26 protein-coding genes are annotated in these 20,740 nt (G+C 58.9%); 15 read left to right on the top strand and 11 right to left on the bottom strand.

What is annotated here, in order from left to right; all coding sequences use genetic code 11:
* Positions 1–131: 131 nt before the first annotated feature.
* The 12 genes from GOW92_RS21175 to GOW92_RS21120 are packed head-to-tail and all read left to right on the top strand — an operon-like array spanning position 132 to position 9,342.
* Positions 132–731, top strand: coding sequence for a head-tail connector protein (locus GOW92_RS21175; RefSeq protein ID WP_170564562.1), 600 nt, complete (start codon positions 132–134; stop codon positions 729–731).
* Complete coding sequence (locus GOW92_RS21170) at positions 728–1,066, top strand: head-tail adaptor protein (protein ID WP_170564559.1); 339 nt, start codon at positions 728–730, stop codon at positions 1,064–1,066. Before GOW92_RS21175 ends, GOW92_RS21170 begins: the two co-directional genes overlap by 4 nt.
* Entirely contained in the window at positions 1,063–1,476 is a 414-nt protein-coding gene (locus GOW92_RS21165) for a DUF3168 domain-containing protein (protein WP_170564556.1), read from the top strand. The genes GOW92_RS21170 and GOW92_RS21165 overlap by 4 nt, the downstream gene beginning before the upstream one ends.
* 20 nt (positions 1,477–1,496) lie before the next feature.
* Positions 1,497–1,910 (top strand): phage major tail protein, TP901-1 family, encoded by a 414-nt coding sequence (locus GOW92_RS21160; protein WP_170564553.1) that lies wholly within the window; start codon positions 1,497–1,499, stop codon positions 1,908–1,910.
* Positions 1,911–1,914: 4 nt separating this feature from the next.
* Positions 1,915–2,235 (top strand): gene transfer agent family protein, encoded by a 321-nt coding sequence (locus GOW92_RS21155; protein ID WP_170564550.1) that lies wholly within the window; start codon positions 1,915–1,917, stop codon positions 2,233–2,235.
* Positions 2,232–2,441 (top strand): rcc01693 family protein, encoded by a 210-nt coding sequence (locus tag GOW92_RS21150; RefSeq protein WP_170564548.1) that lies wholly within the window; start codon positions 2,232–2,234, stop codon positions 2,439–2,441. The genes GOW92_RS21155 and GOW92_RS21150 overlap by 4 nt, the downstream gene beginning before the upstream one ends.
* Entirely contained in the window at positions 2,428–3,090 is a 663-nt protein-coding gene (locus GOW92_RS21145; RefSeq protein ID WP_170564545.1) for a phage tail tape measure protein, read from the top strand. Before GOW92_RS21150 ends, GOW92_RS21145 begins: the two co-directional genes overlap by 14 nt.
* A 16-nt stretch (positions 3,091–3,106) precedes the next feature.
* Complete coding sequence (locus GOW92_RS21140; protein WP_170564542.1) at positions 3,107–3,739, top strand: DUF2460 domain-containing protein; 633 nt, start codon at positions 3,107–3,109, stop codon at positions 3,737–3,739.
* Entirely contained in the window at positions 3,739–4,626 is an 888-nt protein-coding gene (locus GOW92_RS21135) for a DUF2163 domain-containing protein (protein WP_170564540.1), read from the top strand. Before GOW92_RS21140 ends, GOW92_RS21135 begins: the two co-directional genes overlap by 1 nt.
* On the top strand, positions 4,623–5,069 hold the full coding sequence (locus GOW92_RS21130; RefSeq protein ID WP_170564537.1) for an NlpC/P60 family protein: 447 nt from the start codon (positions 4,623–4,625) through the stop codon (positions 5,067–5,069). Before GOW92_RS21135 ends, GOW92_RS21130 begins: the two co-directional genes overlap by 4 nt.
* The gene (locus GOW92_RS21125) at positions 5,070–9,038 is read left to right on the top strand and encodes a baseplate multidomain protein megatron (protein ID WP_170564534.1); all 3,969 of its coding nucleotides are present in this window, start codon (positions 5,070–5,072) and stop codon (positions 9,036–9,038) included.
* A gap of 7 nt (positions 9,039–9,045) precedes the next feature.
* Positions 9,046–9,342 (top strand): DUF7742 family protein, encoded by a 297-nt coding sequence (locus GOW92_RS21120; protein ID WP_170564532.1) that lies wholly within the window; start codon positions 9,046–9,048, stop codon positions 9,340–9,342.
* Here GOW92_RS21120 and GOW92_RS21115 read toward each other — a convergent pair.
* Positions 9,323–9,661, bottom strand: coding sequence for a TraR/DksA family transcriptional regulator (locus GOW92_RS21115; RefSeq protein WP_170564529.1), 339 nt, complete (start codon positions 9,659–9,661; stop codon positions 9,323–9,325). The two genes, GOW92_RS21120 and GOW92_RS21115, sit on opposite strands and share 20 nt — an antisense overlap.
* An 84-nt stretch (positions 9,662–9,745) precedes the next feature.
* Between GOW92_RS21115 and cysE the strand changes: the two genes are divergently transcribed.
* A complete protein-coding gene (gene cysE / locus GOW92_RS21110) occupies positions 9,746–10,555 on the top strand; it encodes a serine O-acetyltransferase (RefSeq protein WP_058277511.1) in 810 nt (269 codons plus the stop codon).
* 6 nt (positions 10,556–10,561) lie between these two features.
* Here the strand turns inward: cysE and GOW92_RS21105 are convergent, their stop codons facing one another.
* The 7 genes from GOW92_RS21105 to GOW92_RS21075 form a co-directional block, all read right to left on the bottom strand.
* Complete coding sequence (locus GOW92_RS21105) at positions 10,562–10,798, bottom strand: hypothetical protein (RefSeq protein ID WP_170564526.1); 237 nt, start codon at positions 10,796–10,798, stop codon at positions 10,562–10,564.
* Between the two features lie 148 nt (positions 10,799–10,946).
* The gene (locus GOW92_RS21100) at positions 10,947–12,257 is read right to left on the bottom strand and encodes a pyruvate dehydrogenase complex dihydrolipoamide acetyltransferase (protein WP_170564523.1); all 1,311 of its coding nucleotides are present in this window, start codon (positions 12,255–12,257) and stop codon (positions 10,947–10,949) included.
* Between the two features lie 14 nt (positions 12,258–12,271).
* The gene (locus GOW92_RS21095) at positions 12,272–13,645 is read right to left on the bottom strand and encodes a pyruvate dehydrogenase complex E1 component subunit beta (protein WP_170564521.1); all 1,374 of its coding nucleotides are present in this window, start codon (positions 13,643–13,645) and stop codon (positions 12,272–12,274) included.
* 15 nt (positions 13,646–13,660) lie between these two features.
* Positions 13,661–14,650, bottom strand: a complete 990-nt coding sequence (gene pdhA / locus GOW92_RS21090; RefSeq protein WP_170564519.1) for a pyruvate dehydrogenase (acetyl-transferring) E1 component subunit alpha — start codon at positions 14,648–14,650, stop codon at positions 13,661–13,663.
* A 157-nt stretch (positions 14,651–14,807) separates the two neighbouring features.
* On the bottom strand, positions 14,808–15,107 hold the full coding sequence (locus GOW92_RS21085) for an FtsB family cell division protein (protein ID WP_170564516.1): 300 nt from the start codon (positions 15,105–15,107) through the stop codon (positions 14,808–14,810).
* A 164-nt stretch (positions 15,108–15,271) separates the two neighbouring features.
* Entirely contained in the window at positions 15,272–15,616 is a 345-nt protein-coding gene (locus tag GOW92_RS21080; protein ID WP_170564513.1) for a lysozyme inhibitor LprI family protein, read from the bottom strand.
* A gap of 65 nt (positions 15,617–15,681) precedes the next feature.
* Complete coding sequence (locus GOW92_RS21075) at positions 15,682–16,872, bottom strand: phosphoglycerate kinase (protein ID WP_170564510.1); 1,191 nt, start codon at positions 16,870–16,872, stop codon at positions 15,682–15,684.
* 136 nt (positions 16,873–17,008) lie between these two features.
* Between GOW92_RS21075 and GOW92_RS21070 the strand changes: the two genes are divergently transcribed.
* Positions 17,009–17,515: a peptidylprolyl isomerase gene (locus GOW92_RS21070; protein ID WP_170564507.1), complete on the top strand. Its 507-nt coding sequence runs from the start codon at positions 17,009–17,011 to the stop codon at positions 17,513–17,515.
* The gene (locus GOW92_RS21065) at positions 17,508–18,056 is read left to right on the top strand and encodes a peptidylprolyl isomerase (RefSeq protein ID WP_058277518.1); all 549 of its coding nucleotides are present in this window, start codon (positions 17,508–17,510) and stop codon (positions 18,054–18,056) included. Before GOW92_RS21070 ends, GOW92_RS21065 begins: the two co-directional genes overlap by 8 nt.
* A 39-nt stretch (positions 18,057–18,095) precedes the next feature.
* Here GOW92_RS21065 and GOW92_RS21060 read toward each other — a convergent pair whose 3' ends face one another.
* The 3 genes from GOW92_RS21060 to GOW92_RS21050 all read right to left on the bottom strand — a co-directional run bounded on the left by GOW92_RS21060 (position 18,096) and on the right by GOW92_RS21050 (position 20,636).
* On the bottom strand, positions 18,096–18,938 hold the full coding sequence (locus tag GOW92_RS21060; protein WP_217356569.1) for an alpha/beta fold hydrolase: 843 nt from the start codon (positions 18,936–18,938) through the stop codon (positions 18,096–18,098).
* 85 nt (positions 18,939–19,023) lie between these two features.
* Positions 19,024–19,713, bottom strand: coding sequence for an aquaporin Z (gene aqpZ / locus GOW92_RS21055; protein WP_170564503.1), 690 nt, complete (start codon positions 19,711–19,713; stop codon positions 19,024–19,026).
* A 113-nt stretch (positions 19,714–19,826) separates the two neighbouring features.
* Entirely contained in the window at positions 19,827–20,636 is an 810-nt protein-coding gene (locus GOW92_RS21050) for a zinc-dependent peptidase (protein WP_170564500.1), read from the bottom strand.
* Positions 20,637–20,740 lie beyond the last annotated feature (104 nt).

The following is a 20,740-nucleotide window of genomic DNA, read 5'->3' as shown; positions in this document are numbered from 1 at the left end:
CGGGCGCGGGCCGGGGTGAGACCCCCTGCGTTGTCTAGCTGCTCCCCTCCGTCCGAGCAACGTGGGGCGGCGCGTGCCCGTCATTTTCCTGAAGTCGGACCCGGAGGGGTCCGAGATTGCGGAGTGAATGGATGATGTTGATCGAAGAAACCGCCATCGCGGATGCGGCGCTGCCGGTGGATCAGTTCAAGGCCCATCTAAGGCTGGGCACAGGTTTTGCCGAAGATGATGTGCAAGACGATGTTCTTAAGGGATTTCTGCGCGCGGCGATCGCGGCGATCGAGGCGCGCACCGGCAAGGTGCTGATCGAGCGGGATTTCTCATGGAGTCTGAACATTTGGCGGGACCAGTTCGGTGAGGTGCTGCCGGTGGCCCCGGTCACCGAGGTTAGAACTGTGACGTTGGCGGACGCAGAAGGTGGGGAGTCCATCGTTTCTTCGGATATGTACCGGTTGGAAAAAGACGTTCAGCGCCCGCGGTTGCGCCCTATGGGGTCATTGATGCCAAAGATGCCCAGTGGGGGGGCTGTCAGGGTCGACTTCACCGCCGGGATGGCGGGTGATTGGGGCAAGTTGCCTGCCGATCTGGGGCAGGCGGTGCTGCTGTTGGCTGCGCATTACTATGAGTACCGTGATGAAACGGCGCTGGGTGCGGGGTGCATGCCATTCGGTGTTACCAGCCTGATCCAACGCTATCGTACGGTTCGGTTTGGCGCTGGGGTGATGCAATGAAGTCGCCGCGATTGAACCGAAAGCTTGTGCTGGAAGCGCCGGTGCGCGTGGCAGATGGCTCTGGCGGATACAACGAGACTTGGGCAATTCTCGGCGCAGTGTGGGCCGAGGTGACCGCGCGCAGCGGGTCTGAGCGGAAGGTGGCAGGCGTCCCCGTATCACGGGTTGGATATCGCATCGTCGTCCGAGGCGCGCCCCTGGGGTCAACCATGCGGCCATCGCCAGATCAGCGCTTTGCAGATGGCACGCGCCGCTTTGTAATCCGCGCTGTCGCCGAGCGCGACCCGCGTGGCCAGTTCCTGACCTGCTTCGCGGATGAGGAGGTCGCAGCATGAGCTATGGCGTTTCGGCCGCCCTGCAGGCGGCGGTGTTCAAACAGATTTCAGAAGATGTGCAAGTCAGCAGTTTGTCGGCGGGCGCAATCTATGACGCGGTTCCAGCCGGCGCTGTCCCACAGATTTATGTGACCTTGGGACCGGAAGACGTTCGTGACGCTTCTGATCGATCGAGCGGAGGCGCGGTGCACCGGTTTTCGGTTTCGGTTGTCTCAGAGGCTGCAGGTTTTGGGGCTGCGAAAACCCTGGCCGGTGCGGTGTGTGACGCGCTGGATGGCGCCACACCCACCCTCGACCGCGGACGCATCGTGGGCCTGTGGTTCGAGCGCGCCTCTGCCAGACGCACCGGGACCGGAGGCGCGATCCGCCAGATCGACCTGAGATTCCGCGCGCGCGTGGAAGACGAATAAGCAATCAACGGAGAGAGCAAATGGGTGCCCAGAACGGCAAGGACCTTTTGGTCAAAGTGGATATGAACGGCAGCGGTCTGTTCGAAACAATCGCGGGGCTGCGCGCCACGCGGGTCAGCTTCAACGCGGAAAGCGTGGATGTCACAAGCCTGGAAAGTCAGGGTGGCTGGCGGGAACTTCTTTCAGGGGCTGGGGTCAAATCGGCGTCAATCTCAGGCTCGGGCGTGTTCAAGGATGCAGGCACGGATGAGCGCGCGCGGCAATTGTTCTTTGATGGCGAGACGCCCGATTTTCAGGTGATTATTCCCGATTTCGGTATTGTTGAGGGCGCGTTTCAGATGACCGGTATCGAATATGCGGGCTCGTATAACGGTGAGGCGACATATGAGATGAGCATGGCCAGCGCCGGCGCGCTGAGCTTTACGGCACTGTAATCCGATGGCCAATCCGTGGACGGGCGAGGTGGCTTTGACCATCGATGGAGAGAGGCGAGTGCTCAAACTGACCTTGGGCGCTTTGGCGGAATTGGAGCAAGAGCTGGGCACGGGTTCATTGGTTGAGTTGGTGCAACGGTTCGAAGGCGGTGCATATTCAAGCGGTGACGTGCTGGCGCTGATCGTGGCTGGGTTGCGGGGCGGGGGCGGTGATGTCACCCGTGCCGACCTGCTAAGCGCCGAGATTGCGGGTGGCCCGATGGCGGGCGCTCGGGTGGCGGCCGAGTTGCTGGCGCGGGCCTTCATGGTGCCGGAACAGGCATGAGTGGGTTCAACTGGCCTGTCCTGATGCGGGCCGCGCTTGTCGGTCTGCGTCTGACGCCAGATCAGTTCTGGCGGCTGACCCCGGTCGAGCTGCAACTGATGCTGGGGCAGGGCGCTGGGATGCCCGCGATGAACCGGGCTGGCCTGGACGCGTTGCTAGAGGCCTATCCCGACAAAACACAAGGAGAGCGTGATGACGGATCGTGACGGTTTCGATGACCTGCAGGAACGCGGCGAGGCGCTGGGCGACTCGCTGGGCGACGCGGCGTCGATGGCGGCTGCTTTTGACAGCCAGATGAAACGGATCAGCGCGGCGTTTGAGGAAACTGGCAAGGATGTCGCCACGCTTGAACGCGGTATGTCCGGCGGGTTGCGCAAGGCCTTCGATGGCGTGGTGTTGGACGGGATGAACCTGTCGGATGCGTTGGACGTGCTGAAGAATTCAATGATCCGTACAGCGTATTCGGCGGCGATCAAGCCGGTAACCGACCATTTCGGGGGGATGCTGGCGAACACCGTTGGTGGTCTGGTGCAGGGGCTGTTGCCCTTTGCTGATGGCGGCAGCTTTTCGCAGGGGCGCGTCATACCATTCGCCAACGGCGGTGTCGTCAGCGGTCCGACCACCTTTCCCATGCGCGGCGGCACAGGATTGATGGGCGAGGCCGGTCCTGAGGCGATCATGCCGCTGGCACGCGGGCCGGATGGCAAGCTGGGGGTGCGTAATTCGGGCGGAGGTCGCGCCGTCAACGTCGTGATGAACATCACCACCCCGGATGTGCAGGGGTTCCGGCGCAGTCAAAGCCAGATTGCTGCGCAGATGAGCCGAGCCTTGGGCCGCGGCAATCGCAACAGATAAAACGAGGGAGCAGGTCATGAATTTCCACGAAGTGAGATTTCCCGCCAGTCTGAGCTTTGGTTCGGTCGGCGGGCCCGAGCGGCGCACGGATATCGTGACGCTGGCCAACGGGTTCGAAGAACGCAATACGCCCTGGGCCCATTCGCGGCGGCGTTACGATGCCGGGTTGGGAATGCGGTCCCTGGACGATATCGAAACGCTGATTGCGTTCTTCGAGGCGCGGCAAGGGCAGATGTTCGGATTTCGGTGGAAGGATTGGTCTGACTTCAAATCGGGCGCAGCAACGGCTGAGGTGGATTATGCCGATCAGATCATCGCGCGGGGTGACGATAGAACGACTGAATTTCAACTGGTTAAAATCTATTATTCCGGTGGATTTAAATATGTGCGCCCGATTCTGAAACCGGTTCTTGGGACAGTGAAGCTGGGCCTTGAGCAGGATGAAATGCGCGAGGGTGTGGATTTTGAGGTGGATTTGGCACGCGGCCGGATCTCGTTCACCAATGCGCCACCGCAGGATGTCGAAATAACGGCGGGGTTCGAGTTTGACGTGCCCGTTCGGTTCGACACGGACAAGATTCAGACCAGCGTGGCCAGCTTTCAAGCGGGCGACGTGCCGAACGTTCCGGTTGTTGAGGTGCGGGTCTGATGAGTGGCGGCACGCAAGGATTGCAGGAACATCTGCAAAGCGGAATGACGACAACCTGTCGATGCTGGACCATCAAGCGCGAGGATGGGCAGGTTTACGGCTTTACCGACCACGATATGGAGCTGCGCTTTGACGGGCTGGCCTTCAAGGCAAGCAGTGGTCTGACCGCGGCAGCGCTCGAACAGGCGACAGGCCTTTCGATTGACAACTCCGAGGCGATGGGTGCGCTGTCTGATGCAGCAATCAGGGAAGAAGACATCGAGGCCGGGCGGTTCGACGGCGCTCAGGTCCGGGCCTGGCTGGTGAACTGGGCAAACCCCGAACAAAGGGTGTTGCAGTTTCGTGGCTCGATTGGGGAAATGCGTCGCGGTGGCGGGGCGTTTCATGCCGAGCTGCGAGGGCTGACGGATCTGCTGAACCGGCCGTTGGGACGGATTTATCAAAAGCCCTGCACCGCAGTGCTGGGCGATGGTGCCTGTCGGTTCAATGCGGCTGCAGCCGGTTTTCAGGCAGAAGCGGAGATTGTCAGCCTGTCGGCGGGTAGTGTGCTGCAGCTGAGAGGAGCAGAATCGCGGGACACGACGTGGTTCGAACGTGGCCGGTTGGATGTGATTTCCGGTTCGGCATCGGGTCTTTGGGCCTCGGTCAAACAGGATGAACGTGTCGCGGGCGGGCGCAATGTCACCTTATGGACCGGAATCAGCGGCGGGCTAACCGTTGGCGACCGCGTCAGGCTGACCGCAGGCTGTGACAAGCGTATGGAAACGTGCCGAAAGAAGTTCAACAACCTCATCAACTTCCAGGGCTTTCCGGATTTGCCGGGGGAAGACTGGGTGATGGCAGTTCCCAAGAAAGACAAACCGAACAAAGGGGGCAGCCGGCGATGACTATAGAACGGAACGACATAGTTACGGAAGCACGCCGATGGCTTGGCACGCCTTATGTTCATCAGGCGTCCGTTCAGGGCGCGGGAGCCGATTGTTTGGGATTGCTGCGCGGTATCTGGCGCGCGCTGTACGGAGCAGAGCCTGAAAGAGTACCGAGCTACAGCATGGACTGGTCAGAACCGCAGGGCGAAGAACGCATGTGGGATGCGGCGCGGCGAAACCTGACGGCGAAGCCACCCAGTGAATTGGCGCCTGGGGATGTGCTGCTGTTTCGCATGCGCGATGGCGGTGTTGCCAAGCACGTAGGTGTTGTCAGTGAAACTGGGACAGTTCCACGGTTCATTCACGCATATTCCGGGCACGGCGTTGTTGAAAACGCCCTGAGCGACCCCTGGCGCCGCCGGGTTGTCGCCTGTTTCGCATTTCCGCTGGAGGTCAGGTAAATGGCTACGATTGTACTTTCTGCAGCAGGGGCCGCAATTGGCGGGTCGATCGGCGGCACTGTCGCAGGTCTTTCCACAGCAATCATAGGCCGGGCCGTTGGTGCCACATTGGGGCGGGTCATTGACCAGCGATTGATGAGCCAATCGGTGATGGGCGGCGGCAGCGAGGTTGTTGAAACCGGGCGGCTGGATCGTTTCCGTCTGACCGATACCGGAGAGGGTTCTCCGGTCACCACAATATTTGGCCGTATGCGCGTCGGGGGGCAGGTCATTTGGGCGTCGGACTTTCTGGAAACCCGCAGCACTAGTACGACAACGCAATCAACGCGTGGTGGAAAAGGGTCGCGCAAGCCAAGCTCGGCGACGACAACAACGACCACGCATACCTACAGCTATTCGATCTCGCTGGCGATCGCGGTCGGGGCCGGGCAGATTTCTGACGTCTCGCGCATCTGGGCAGATGGCGAAGAATTGGAACGCGCGGGGTTGAATATGCGCCTGTACAAAGGCACCGATGACCAATTGCCAGACCCATTGATCGAGGCGGTTGAGGGCGCCGGGCAGGCTCCGGCCTACCGGGGCACGGCTTATGTTGTGATTGAGGACCTTCAGCTTGCCGCATTCGGCAACCGCGTCCCGCAGTTTTCCTTTGAGGTTGTCCGACAGGAACAGCCGGGTCTGCCAGATACGCCAGATGCTGTATCCCGGATCGTGCGCGGTGTGGCGATGATCCCGGGAACGGGTGAATATTCGCTGGCAAGCTCTCAGGTGAACTATTCCAAGGGTCAGGGCCAAAGCTGGGCTGCAAACGTGCATTCGGCTTCGGGAGTTTCCGATCTGGTTACTTCGACAAAAGCGCTGAGTGCTGAACTGCCCGCCTGCGATGCAGTATCGCTTGTTGTGTCGTGGTTTGGTGATGATCTGCGATGCGGCCAGTGCAAGGTGCAGCCGAAGGTCCTGCAAAAGGAGTTTGACGGCGAAAACATGCCCTGGAGCGTTTCGGGCATATCCCGGGCCGCCGCACAGGTTGTTCAGATCGAAAACGATAGGCCTGTCTATGGCGCAACACCAGCGGATGCGTCCGTGATTGAGGCGATCAGGCATTTGAACTCATCAAGCAAGCGGGTGATGTTTTATCCGTTTATCCTCATGGACCAACTGCGAGATAACGGGCTGCCGGATCCGTGGTCGAATGCCATGGATCAACCGCACCTGCCTTGGCGAGGTCGGATCACGCTGAGCGAGGCACCGGGGCGCAGTGGGTCGCCGGACAAGACGGCAGAGGCCGACGCTCAGGTTGCGCAGTTCTTTGGTCAGGCTCGGGCAAGCGACTATACGGTGGGCGATGGCACCGTCACTTATACGGGGCCGCAGGAATGGGGGCTGTTCCGGTTCATTCTGCACTATGCGGCGCTCTGCAAGGCGGCCGGCGGTGTGGCGTCGTTCTGCATTGCATCCGAGATGCGCGCTCTGACCCAAATCAGAGGGACGACCGGGTTTCCAGCCGTGAACCAGATGCGAACTCTTGCGTCTGAGGTACGCAAAATCCTGGGGTCAGGCACCAAAATCGGCTATGCCGCCGACTGGAGTGAGTATTTCGGTTACAAACCCTTCGATGCTGGAAGCGACCGCTATTTCCATCTCGATCCGCTTTGGGCAGATGATAATATCGACTTTGTTGGGATCGACAATTACATGCCGCTGTCTGACTGGCGGGACGGCGAGGATCACGTCGACGCCAACGCGGGTGCATATGCGATCTATGATCTAGATTACCTGCGCGGCAACGTTGAAGGCGGGGAAGGGTACGACTGGTATTACGCCTCGACCGAAGAATCCAAAGCCCAGATCCGGTCCGCAATCGAAGATCAAGCGCATGACGAGGCTTGGATCTGGCGATACAAGGACATACGCAATTGGTGGTCGCAACCACATCACGAAAGGATCGGAGGGGTACGGCAAGCCAATCGGACGGCATGGGAACCCATGTCCAAGCCGATCTGGTTCACAGAACTGGGTTGCGCTGCCATCGATAAGGGCACCAATCAGCCGAACAAATTTCTGGATCCGAAATCATCGGAATCCAAACTGCCGCGATACTCCAACGGCCTGCGTGACGACTTCATTCAGGTGCAGTACCTGAAGGCGGTTCTGGGTTATTGGTCCGAGGCGGAAAACAACCCGGTTTCGGATATTTACGGTGGACGCATGATTGATTTGTCCAACATCTATGTCTGGGCCTGGGATGCGCGGCCATACCCAACCTTTCCGAACCTGCAGAGCCAATGGAGCGATGGTGAGAATTACGCCCGTGGACATTGGCTAAACGGGCGGTCCGGGTCGCGCACGCTGGCATCGGTGGTGACCGAAATCTGTTATGGCGCAGGGGTGCCCGACATCGACACATCGCGCCTTTACGGTGTGGTGCGCGGCTACGCTATCGAGCAGGTTTCGGATGCACGGTCGGCCCTGCAGCCGCTGATGCTGCGCTACGGTTTCGATGCGGTCGAACGGGACGGCGTATTGCGGTTTCAGATGCGCAATGGTCAGCGCGCCATCGCTCTGGATCAGCAGCGTCTGGCGCTTAGCTCTGATATTGAGACAGGTATCGAACATCGTCGTGAGGCCGAGGCTGAGATGACAGGTCGGGTTCGCCTGCGCTTTGTGCAATCGGATGGGGACCACGACATTGTCGCGGAAGAAGCCATATTACCCGACACGCGCACTCATTCAGTGGCTGTCAACGAGATGCCCCTGTCCATGACCCGTGCAGAAGGTCGTCAGACGGCAGAACGTTGGTTGAGTGAGGCGCGTGTGTCGCGCGAAACAGTGCGCTTTGCGCTACCACCTTCATCGGGGCACATCGGCGCAGGTGATGTCATCAGTCTTGATCAAAGCGGCGAGGGCGCTCGTTTTCGCATCGACCGACTGGAACAGGGCGAGATGCAACTGGCGGATGCGGTTCGGATTGAGCCGGGGATATACGCGCCGTCAGACCTTCCCGATGACAAAGTCTCGATCAGGCCATTTGTCGCCCCGGTTCCGGTCTTGCCGGTGTTCATGGATTTGCCGCTAATCACCGGATCGGAAGTTCCACACGCGCCCTACCTTGCCGTGTCCGCCGACCCCTGGCCCGGCAGCGCCGCGGTGTATTCGGCCGTGAATGACGAGGATTATGCCCTGCAGGAGGTCATCTCGGCGCAGGCTGTAATCGGATTTACCCAAACACCTCTGCCACGGGCCAGCATCGGGGTTTGGGACGATGGTGCACCACTACGCGTCGGGCTGGTCGATGGCTTGCTGGAATCGCGCCCCCGCGATGCTTTGCTGAATGGGGCCAATCTGGCCGCAATCGGGGACGGAACGCCTGGCAACTGGGAGCTGTTCCAGTTTGCCAATGCCGAGCTGGAGGGACCGGGTATCTTTGCCATTTCAGGTCGCCTGCGCGGCCAACTGGGTACAGACGTTACAATGCCTGACATCTGGCCCGATGGTTCGACATTTGTCCTGCTGGATGAACGGGTATTTCAAACTGGGTTGTTGAGGTCTGAACGGCGTGTGGCGAAACACTACCGTATCGGGCCGGGAACGCGGAGCTATGACGACCCGTCGTTCCTCCATCAGGTTCAAGCTTTTGAGGGTAACGGGTTGCGACCTTATGCTCCGGTGCATGTCAGACTTACATCAACCGGCGATGGTGACGAAATAACTTGGATACGTCGAACCCGGTTGGATGGGGATGCTTGGGATGGTTTCGACGTGCCGTTGGGGGAAGAAACCGAATCCTATCTGGTGAAAATCAGGATCAACGGGTCGATAATACGCGAACAGATGACGTCAGAGCCGCGCTGGACATACGCATCGGCGATGAAAGCTGCCGATGGCGTGACTGCGGCTTACGAAGTTTATGTTGCACAAATCTCTGCCAGCTACGGGCCAGGTCCCGCCGCACGTCTTCAGGTTGCGTGAGGCACACATGCGTCCTGTTCTACATGGCGATGTAAGTGCTGCGGCGCGCGCGTTGCTGAACGTGCCGTCGGCCGAACGGGAACACCTGTGCGCCAGAATGATCAACGAAGCTGAACTGGCCGACACTTTTGTCGGCCAGTTTGGGCAATTGCACCCGCTTTTCGGCAATGGGTCTTTGATGACGGCGGCTCGAACCCGGCCCTTGGCCGATGAGCCCAGTTTTGACGACATGCAATACTGTCAGTGTTTTGAGATGGTTTTGCGGTGTCTGGTTCATTTTCACGTTACCCGGAAGCACAGCTGACGCACTTGCTGGCAGCCGGGTCAAGGTTCAGGCGAGCCACCGGAATCCCTTCGCCGCAATCTTCGCAATAACCGAATTCACCGTCGTCAATCCGGGTCAGGGCTGCCGTCAATCGGCGTGTTTCGATATCCCGATTTGCTTGCTGAGCCTTAGCCATTGCCTGATTTTGCAGGGCGTCCATCCGGCTTAGCCGCCCGACAGCTTGCTGGTCCAGTTCAACCACCGCCTGCGCCTCGGTTCCAAGGACGGAATGCTGCGCCAACTCGTCCAATCGTGCACGGATACGGTCTTTGAAATCCTCCACCTGCGTCTCATTCATTTTCGTTGCCCTGTCGATCACGGGTTTGCGTTTGGCGTTTTTGCCACTAAATGGCATTCTAGGCGCAGCAAAGGATGAAAAGCCATGTTCGAAACGCGCAGCCACGTGACCCCCGTCGACCCTGTTTGGGATCGCATCACCGCCGAAGCTCAGTCTGCAGTTGAGATCGAGCCTTTGATGGGTGGGCTGGTTCACGCCTGTATCTTGCACCACCGCAGCCTGGAACGGGCGCTGTCCTACCGGATTGCGGCCAAACTGTGCTCGAACGAAATGTCGATGATGGTGCTGCGCGAGATCGTGGACGAAGCCTATGCCGACGACCCCGCACTGCTCGAAGCTGCGCGCGCGGATTTGATGGCCGTCTACGAACGCGACCCGGCCTGCCACCGCCTGTTGCAGCCAATCCTTTACTTCAAAGGGTATCAGGCGATGCAAGCCTATCGCGTGGGGCACTGGTTGTGGCGCAAGGGGCGTTATGATCTGGCGTACTTCTTTCAGATGCGCTCGTCCGAGATTTTCGGGATTGATATCCACCCCGCGGCAAAGATCGGGAAAGGTATCATGATCGACCACGCGCATTCGATCGTGATTGGCGAAACGGCGATCGTTGGCGACAACGTCTCGATGTTGCATTCGGTGACCCTTGGCGGGACCGGCAAGGAAGAAGAACAGCGCCACCCCACGATTGGCGATGGCGTGCTGATCGGAGCGGGTGCCAAGGTTCTGGGCAATATCGTAGTTGGCCATTGCAGTCGTATCGCTGCAGGCTCGGTCGTACTGCAGGAAGTGCCGGCATGCAAAACCGTGGCCGGAATACCGGCCAAGATCGTCGGAGAGGCCGGGTGCGATCAACCCTCGATCTCGATGGATCACATGCTGGGCAAAGACCAGTAACTCAAGTCAGTTCAAGCGGTCGTTCTTTTTGATCGACCGCCTGCGCCGCTGTTCTTCACGCCGCTTTTTTCGTTCTTCTTTCCTTTTCGCGCGTTCAGCTTCACGTTTAGCCGTTTCGGCTGGATCAGAAACGAAGGCGGAATGTTCACCCGGATAGGTATTGGGCTTCGCCGCCGCAACCGCCGGCATACCAAACACAAGGGCTGCAACCAGCAAGAACTTTATCGAATAGGTAGAAGTCATAGGGCACCTGTGTCCGTGATTTTCATTCAGACAAGGTGGTTTACGGTAGGCGTCCGCGCAACGCGCGTGGTGATCACAAGCGCTCACATGACGGTTGTGATCTGGTTGGGCCGCGCCGGTCTGGTATCGGCGCGGCCCTAATTTTTTCTTAGGCCAGCATGACCATCGGGTTTTCCAGGTTTTCCACAATGGCTTGCAGCAACTGGGCGCCAAGCGCACCGTCAATAACCCGGTGATCGACAGACATTGTGACCGACATAACCGTAGCTACTGTCAGTTCACCGTCATCTCCGACAACCGGTTTTTTCAGCCCGGTTCCCACTGCCAAGATGCCCGCGTGCGGCGGGTTCACGATGGCGTCGAAATTGTCGATACCGAACATACCAAGGTTCGAGACCGCGAATGTGCCGCCCTGATATTCATGCGGGGCCAACTTACGCTCGCGGGCACGCCCGGCAAGATCCTTCATCTCGGTCGACAATGCGGATAGCGATTTAGTGTCGGCGTCCTGCAGAACCGGAGTAAACAAACCGCCTTCAATGGCGACTGCGACAGCCACGTCCGAGGGTTTAAGTTGCAGAACCCGGTCACCGGCCCAGACGGCGTTACATTCGGGAACCTGTTGCAGCGCGTTGGCGACAGCCTTGATGATGAAGTCGTTGACGCTCAACTTTACGCCGCGGCCTTCCAACTGCTTGTTCAGCTGGCTGCGGAACTTGAGCAGCGCGTCCAGCTTGATATCGCGGCGCAGGTAGAAATGCGGGATCGTCTGCTTGGCCTCGGAAAGGCGGGCAGCGATGGTCTTGCGCATCCCGTCAAGCTTGATCTCTTCGTAGTCGCGACCTTCGTACATCCGGGCAACAGCATCCGCGGACGGACCGGCCGGAGCTGCAGCGGCTGCTGGTGCAGCATCGGCGGGTGCGGATGCGGCAGCCGGAGCCGGGGCAGTTGCAGTTGCGCCTTCGACATCTGCTTTCACGATCCGCCCATGTGGGCCAGAACCAGCGATCTGCGCCAGATCCAGACCTTTCTGGGCCGCGATACGGCGGGCCAGCGGAGATGCGAAGATCCGACCACCATCCGCCTTGGCCGGAGCAGCCGGAGCAGGGGCGGGCGCCTCGGGTGCCGCAGGCGCGGCAACCTCGTTGCCCGCTGCGGCAGCAGGAGCAGCCGTCGGCGCAGCGGCAGGGGCTGCGGCAATGTCATCCGCGCTTTCGCCATCTTCCAGCAGCACCGCAATGGCAGTGTTGACTTTGACCCCTTCGGTGCCCTCAGGGATCAGGATCTTTCCTACCACGCCTTCGTCAACGGCCTCGAATTCCATCGTGGCCTTGTCGGTTTCAATCTCGGCCAGCAGGTCGCCGGACGAGACGGTATCGCCTTCCTTGACCAGCCACTTGGCCAGCGTGCCTTCCTCCATGGTCGGTGACAGGGCGGGCATCAGAATTTCTGTAGGCATCTGTCTGTCGCTCCTTACCGGTAGGTCACTTGTTTGACGGCGGCGATCACTTCTTCGGTTGTGATCAGGGCCAGTTTTTCCAGGTTTGCGGCGTAAGGCATCGGGACATCCTTGCCGGTGCAGTTGATGACAGGCGCATCCAGATAGTCGAAAGCCTCTTGAATCACGACGGACGAGATGTATCCGCCGACAGAGCCTTGCGGCCAGCCTTCTTCGACTGTCACCAAACGGTTGGTCTTCATCACCGAGTTAATGATCGCGCCGGTATCCATCGGACGGATCGTGCGCAAGTCGATAACCTCGGCGCTGATGCCTTCCTCAGCCAGTTTGTCAGCTGCTTCAAGCGCGTATTGCATGCCGATACCAAAGCTGACGATTGTCACGTCCGAGCCTTCGCGCCAGATGCGTGCTTTGCCCAGCGGAATCGTAAGGTCATCCACCTGCGGCATGTCGAAAGAGCGACCGTAGAGGATTTCATTTTCCAGAAATACAACCGGGTTGGGATCGCGAATTGCCGATTTCAGCAGACCTTTGGCGTCAGCGGCGGAATAGGGCATCACCACCTTGAGACCGGGGATTTGCATATACCACGCCGCGTAATCCTGGCTGTGCTGAGCGGCCACGCGCGCGGCCGCGCCGTTTGGACCACGGAACACGATAGGGCAACCCATCTGGCCACCGGACATATAGAGCGTCTTGGCCGCCGAGTTGATGATCTGGTCAATCGCCTGCATGGCGAAGTTGAAGGTCATGAACTCGACAATCGGTTTCAGTCCGGCCATGGCGGATCCGACGGCGATGCCGGCAAAGCCGTGTTCGGTGATCGGGGTGTCGATGACCCGCTTGCTGCCGAACTCGTCCAACATACCTTGGCTGATCTTGTAGGCGCCCTGATACTCAGCGACTTCTTCGCCCATCAGGTAAACATCTTCGTCGCTGCGCATTTCTTCGGCCATCGCATCGCGCAAGGCTTCACGCACGGTCTGCTGTTCCATCGGCGCATCTGCCGGCCAGTCCGGAGACAAGTCCACCTTCGGTGCGGCAGGAGCAGCTGCGACAGGGGCGGGGGCCTCTGCCGCCGCTGGGGCGGCCTCGGCCACCGCCGCGGCTGCGGGTGCAGCCGCCGGAATGGCAGAGGCGTCTTCGCCTTCTTCAACTAGCACCGCGATAGGGGTGTTCACCTTCACCCCTTCGGTGCCCTCAGCGATCAGGATCTTACCGACGATGCCTTCATCGACGGCTTCGAATTCCATCGTCGCCTTGTCGGTTTCGATCTCGGCCATGATGTCGCCGCTTGATACAGTGTCGCCTTCCTTGACCAGCCATTTGGCCAATGTGCCTTCTTCCATCGTGGGCGAAAGGGCGGGCATGAGAATTTCGGTTGCCATGTCTTATTCGTCCTCTCAGGCGTAAATGTCGGTCCAGAGCTCTTCGACGGAAGGCTCGGGGCTTTCTTTTGAGAATTCGGCGGCCTGATTGACGATCTCTTTGATCTCTTTGTCGATCGCCTTCAGATCATCCTCGGTCGCGTGTTTGCCGGTCAGCAGCAGCTCGCGCACGTGTTCGATAGGATCGCTTTGTTCGCGGACTTTCTGAACCTCTTCGCGGGTGCGGTACTTGGCCGGGTCGGACATCGAGTGGCCGCGATAGCGGTAGGTCTTGATCTCGAGGATATAGGGGCCTTTGCCCGCACGACAGTGTGCAACAGCCTTTTCGCCAGCCGCTTTGACTGCCAGTACATCCATACCGTTGACGATCTCACCCGGGATGCCGAACGCTTCGCCGCGGTGGTAGATATCCTTGGTCGAGGTCGATCGCGCCTGCGCGGTGCCCATGGCGTATTGGTTGTTCTCGATCACGAACACAACCGGCAGGTCCCACAGGGCGGCCATGTTGAAGGTTTCATAGACCTGGCCCTGGTTCGCGGCGCCGTCACCGAAATAAGTGAATGTCACGCGTCCGTTGCCTTTGTACTTGTCGGCAAATGCCAGACCGGCACCCAGCGGAACCTGTGCACCAACGATGCCGTGGCCACCATAGAAATGCTTCTCTTTCGAGAACATGTGCATCGAGCCACCCTTGCCCTTGGACAGTCCGCCAACGCGCCCGGTCAGCTCGGCCATCACACCGCCCGGATCCATGCCGCAGGCCAGCATGTGACCGTGGTCGCGGTACGATGTGATGCGCTTGTCACCTTCTTCAGCGGCCGCTTCGAGGCCGACAACAACGGCCTCTTGGCCGATGTAGAGGTGGCAGAAACCGCCAATAAGACCCATGCCGTAGAGCTGACCGGCCTTTTCCTCGAATCGGCGGATCAGCAGCATCTCACGGTAGTATTCGGTAAGTTCTTCCGCAGAAACATTTGGTTTCTTTGTGGTTTTTCGCGCAGCCATAGTGGCGATCTCCCCCTCTCGGCAAGATAGTTTAGCGTTAAACTATCTCTTAAAGCATTTCCTGCTTTCTGGCGAGGGGAAATGTGACGCAGCGTCCGGCCGGGCAGAATTCAGCGCGTGATCATAAGGTTAAATTGGGTTGGCATCGATGCCAGGATCAGCGAATGACGATTTCATCCGAGCGGATCATGCCCAGCACGGACCGTGCCTGCTGATCCAAAAGGTCCAGATCCAGATAGTTGTCCGAAAGGCGACGCGTCAGGTTTTCCATCTCGGCGATCTCGGCGTCCAGTTTAGCCAAGTCGCGCGACAGGGCGTCCCGTTCCGCTGCAATCTCGACCCGCCGGAACAGGCCATAATCACCCTGCACGGCGGCGAAGGTGAAATAAACACCCAGCATGAAAGCCACCATGAAAAATGCAACTGCGCCCAAACCGGGCCGATGGGAACGGGACACTCTGTTTACCGCCGTATGAAGTCTGCCTCTAAACGTGCCCTTTTCGGACATCTGCCAACACTATGTCACAGGTGATTCGGCTTGTGAATCCCTTGATTCGCACTTTTTGAAGATCGACGAATAAATATGATAGTCCGGTGATGCCGCACTATTTGGCGGGACCCTCAGCGCCAGGATTCAAGCGCTTGATTACGCGTTAAGGTCTGTTCTTCCATGCAGGCCCAGTAGAACATCGGTGCCGCACTGCCGTCGCTGTCAAGTTCTGGGTCGCAGGTTGCGTCACGGCGTTTCAACCAGGCGCGTTGTTCGGTCAGAAGGGGCCGCCCGTCACCGCGCGCGTCGGAGATTGGCTTGATCTCAGACCACAGGCGGTTCAGCTCCTGATCTGCCGATTCCCATTTCTCTTTGGCGCAAAAATTGAGATCGAGCTGTGTGTGCCCGTCGCAGTGTGATTGAGCGAACGCAGCAGAAGGCAGAAGCATGACAGTAAGGGCGGCAACGGCTTTCATGGCAGATCATCTCCCGGTTTAAGGGGTATTGTACCATGAACGCCGATTACCAGACAAAAGGGGCGTTACTGTTCCAGCGCAGCAACGCCGGGCAGCGTTTTGCCTTCCATCCATTCCAGGAAGGCACCCCCAGCGGTCGAAATGTAGGAAAAGTCCCTCGCAGCACCGGACGCATTCAGCGCAGCAACTGTGTCGCCGCCGCCCGCAACCGACACAAGCTGTCCCGACCTTGTCAACTCGGCCGCTTTCAAGGCCGCTGCGTTGGTCGCGGCATCAAAGGGTTCAATTTCGAACGCGCCGAGCGGACCGTTCCAGATGAGTGTTTGGCTCTTCGCAAAAATCGCGGTGATTTCAGCTACGGTCTCGGGGCCAGCGTCAAGGATCATGCCGTCTGCAGGGCATTGATCGGCTGGAAGGACCTGATTGGGGGCGTCGGCCTCGAATTTTTCAGCGACAACGACATCGCGAGGCAGGACGATCTGGCAGCCGGTCGTTTCGGCCTTGGCCAGGATCTCGGCGGCGGTTTCTTTCATCGCGCTTTCCGCCAGCGACTTGCCGACATTCACGCCTTGCGCGACGAGGAAGGTGTTCGCCATGCCCCCGCCGATGACCAGGTAATCCACCTTTTCGATCAGGTTGCCCAGCAGGTCCAGCTTGGTCGAAACCTTGGCGCCGCCGACAACCGCAGTAACCGGGCGTTTAGGCGCGCCTAGCGCGGCCTCCAACGCACTCAGCTCTTGCTGCATCAGGCGGCCCGCGCAGGCGGGCAGCAACCGGGCCAGTGCTTCAGTCGAGCTGTGCGCACGGTGCGCAGCCGAGAAGGCATCATTACAATAGACGTCACCCATCTTTGCCATGCCGGCAGCCAGTTCATGGCTGTTTTTGGTTTCTGCCGCGTGAAATCGCGTGTTTTCCAGCAATAGCACTTCGCCAGCGCTGAGGTTGGCTGCCGCTGTTTCCGCCTCGATCCCCACGCAGTCTTCGCCAAACCGAACCTTGGTCCCAAAGGCTGCCTCCAGCGTCGGAACAAGCTGCTTCAGCGACAGGTTTTGGCGACGTTCGCCGCCCGGGCGTCCGAAATGCGCCAGCAGGATGGGCTTGCCGCCAGCGGCCAAAATGTCCTTCACAGTCGGCACGATGCGCTCGATACGGGTGGCGTCGGTCACCACGCCGTCGACTACCGGCACGTTGATATCCACGCGCACCAGCACGCGTTTACCGTTCAGGTCCATGTCGTCCAGTGTTTTCCAGCCCATCGCGCAATCCTCGACAAATATGAAAGTGACTTAGGCGGTTCTTTTCCTGCATTTTGCCGTCAGGTCAATGCGTCACTTGGCATTCCCGCGCCCTGCGCATAGGTATTTGCGCAAGATAAAACGACAGGAGGGCCTCATGGCCGAGATCAAGGATCCCGAAAACACAATCATCGTCGAACTCAAAGACGGCAATGTCGTCATCGAGCTGTTGCCGGATGTAGCGCCCCAGCACAGCGCTCGCATGAAAGAACTGGCGCGCAGTGGTGAGTATGACAACGTGGCCTTTCACCGCGTGATCGACGGTTTTATGGCGCAGACCGGCGATGTTCAGCACGGCGACATGGAAGACGGGTTCAACCTGCGTATGGCGGGTACCGGCGGGTCTTCTCTGCCGAACGTTCCGGCTGAATTTTCGAAACTGCCGCATGACCGCGGCACGCTGGGTGCAGCCCGTTCGCAGAGCCCGGATTCAGCCAACTCGCAGTTCTTCATCAACTTCAAGGACAACCACTTCCTGAACGGTCAGTATACCGTTTACGGTCGCGTCATCGACGGGATGGAGCATGTGGACGCCATCGTTCGTGGTGAGCCGCCGATGAGCCCTGACCGCATGATCAGCGTCAAGGTGGCAGCCGATGTATAAGCTGGCTGCTGCTTTTGCCTTGTTGGCCAGCCCGGCGCTGGCCACGGGCCTCGAGGTCGAGATCGAAGGTGAGGGGGCCAATGGCACCGTCACTATCGACCTGTTCGATGATCTGGCCCCGAAACATGTCGAGCAAATCGCTGCCCTGGCCAATGAAGGGAAGTACGATGGCGTGGTGTTTCACCGCGTGATCGACGGCTTCATGGCTCAGACCGGCGATGTTGAGCATGGCCGTCTGGGCGGAGATTTGCGTCGCGCTGGCACCGGCGGTTCTGACCGTGCGGACCTTCCGGCCGAATTTTCGGACTTCGAATTTGACCGGGGCGTGGTTGGCATGGCGCGGGCGCAAAACCCCAACAGCGCCAACTCGCAGTTTTTCATCATGTTCGAACCGGGCCCGTTCCTGAACGGCCAGTACACGGTTGTTGGTCAGGTGACCGGCGGCATGGACGTGGTAGACGCGATCAAACGCGGTGAGGGTCAGAATGGCGCGGTGATCGGCCAGCCGGACGTGATGAAAAAAGTCACCGTTACCGAGTGATCTTTGAACTCGGCGCTTACCCCAGCGCCGGGTTTCTCGTCATTGGTCGATGAAGTTTCGGATCGCTTGCGTGTATGTGTCCGGATCTTGAAATGACGCAAAGTGACTGACGTCTTTCAAAATCAATAGTTCAGCGTCCGGAATCGCCTCGGCAATCGCCTGTGAGTGTTCGGTCAGAATTGCTTCGTCATGTTCGCTCTGCACGACCAGAGTGGGCACGTTTACGGATTTCAGCTCCTCAAGCCCTCCGGGCTTTTCCGTCGCCCACATGGCTGCGACACCGCCCAGAAACGCTTCGAACCCGTCCGGAGTGGGGGACATGGCGGCATAGTCCTCAGCCATCATCCCTACGTAAGCCCCAAAGACTTCGTTGGTTTCGACTGAGGGGTCAATCCCATCCAAAGTAACGTTGCCCGCATGGGCGAAATGGCTGGCAAGACGATCCGGCGCCGTGGTCGAGATTGTGTAGCCAATGTTGGCACCGTCCGACCATCCGACCAGATGTACTTGCTCAACATTGAGGTGATCCAGCAATGCCAGGTAATCCTGAGCCAAAAGTTCGTAGCTGTAGGTGCTGCCGTCATTGGCTGAACGGCCGTGCCCCCGCGTATCCGCCACGATCACACTGTGGTCGCTGGCCAAATCAGCAACTTGAGCTGCCCAGATATCGCCATGCGCAAGACCGCCGTGGATCAGCAAAACGGGCGTGCCTTCGGCAGTGCCATAGGTTGCGTGGTACATGTCGATGCCATTGATGTTGGCCGTACCGCTGGACACGGCTTCGGGCATCGTGGGCGGTTCTGGGATTTTCATCCAGGCATTTTGCGCCAGTACCGCTGTCGCATTCAACGTCACCGCTGTGACCATCAGTGTTCGAAGCATGTGTACCTCCCTGTTCGCGCGTGGTGTCGTCAGAGATGATAACTTAGGAATTTGAAAGCGGGGGAAATATTCCCCCGCTTAGCCTTTAGTCGTCCGTTGTCATCGCCTTCCAGATCAGTGCGCCGATCGCGCCACCGATCAATGGAGCGACCCAGAAGAGCCACAATTGTCCAAGGGCCGGCGCGTCCGCGAACAGGGCAACTCCGGTGGATCGGGCCGGGTTGACGGAAGTGTTGGTCACCGGGATCGAGATCAGATGGATCAAGGTCAAACCAAGTCCGATTGCGATGGGGCCGAACCCGGCTGGAGCGCCGCTGGATGTGGCCCCAAGGATGATGATGATGAAGAACGCGGTCATGACGATCTCGATCACAAGGGCAGAGGTCAGAGAGTAGCCTTCTGGTGACGCTTCACCGTATCCATTCGAGGCAAACCCACCCACGCCTTCAAAGCCGGGCGCACCGCTGACGATCAGGTACAGGACCGCGGCGGCGGCTATTGCGCCAATGACCTGAGCGACCCAATAGGGGATTAGATCCTTGGCCGGAAACCGGCCGCCGATCATCAGTCCAAGGCTGACAGCAGGGTTGAAATGACCGCCCGAGATATGCCCGACGGCATAGGCCATCGTCAGAACGGTTAGACCGAAGGCGAAAGAAACGCCCAGCCAGCCAATTCCCACATCTGCCACTCCGGCGGCTAGAACAGCACTGCCGCAACCTCCCAGAACCAGCCAAAAGGTGCCAAAGAATTCGGCCATTAGTTTTGATGACATGAAAAGTCCTCCAGAAAACAATGGCTTTCAGTGTAAATCAAAAATTGAAATTTGTTAAACTATCGTTTGGTCAGACAAAAGTCGTCGGTTGCCGCATGCTGGGCAAGCGGCGATCAGGCCCATGCAACCGGGTCCAGACGAAACAGTTTGGCAAGTTGGTCATAGACCTCGGGCGCTTCGGATTTCAGGTCGCGGGGCTTTTCAAAGAACACTTCGACTGAAACGGCAAAGAACTCTTCATGCCCAGTTGCGCCGTAGGCGTCGATTACGGTGCGTCGCCCGCTTTCGACGGCACGGACAAGGGTGTCGTAGGCCGACAGAAAGACGCGCTCCCACTCAGCAAAGCTCTGCCCGTCGCTCAGGATCGGGACACCATTTGTGCCACCGGAAAGGTCGTCGATTTGGTGCGCAAATTCATGCAACACGACATTCTGCCCGTCATGATCATTCAGCGCGCCGAGTTTGCTGTGGGTCCAGGACAGGATAACGGGCCCGCGGTCCCAGCTTTCACCGGTGCGCACGATCTCTTTCTCGCTGACCACATAACCCTCCTGCCTGCGTTGCCGGGACTTGAAGGCGTTGGGATAGATGAGGATCGTGGTCAGGTGATCGTACCAAAGATCGCTGTTTACAATCAGCAAGCAGGCTTGCGCGGCGATGGCCAGTTCCATCTCTTCTGTCACCTCAAGCCCGTCGCAGCCAAAGAAACGAACCTGATCCAGAAACAAGTTCACCTTGCCATCCAGCTTGACACGCAGGTCCAGGGGCAGGCGGCGGATCAGTGGTACCTGCTGTTCAATGAGGAGGCGCTTATGGTCCGTCAGCGGTGTGGACAACAGTTTTTGGCGCGCCTGAGACTTGGACCAGTGGCGATACAGAAAGAAACCAGCGATCAGCGCGATTGCAACGAAAAAGAACAACATAGGGGCCAATATAAGGACCCGTCGGGCAGTTGAAACCGGAAAACCTTAGTCCCCGTCAAATGAAAAACGCCGCAGGTTTCCCCGCGGCGTTCGAAACATTGGAA

It is taken from the genome of Ruegeria atlantica (genome assembly GCF_013032505.1).
Taxonomy (GTDB): domain Bacteria; phylum Pseudomonadota; class Alphaproteobacteria; order Rhodobacterales; family Rhodobacteraceae; genus Ruegeria; species Ruegeria atlantica_F.
Note: the sequence above shows the minus strand (reverse complement) of the source record. Positions and strands in the feature narration are given on the sequence as shown.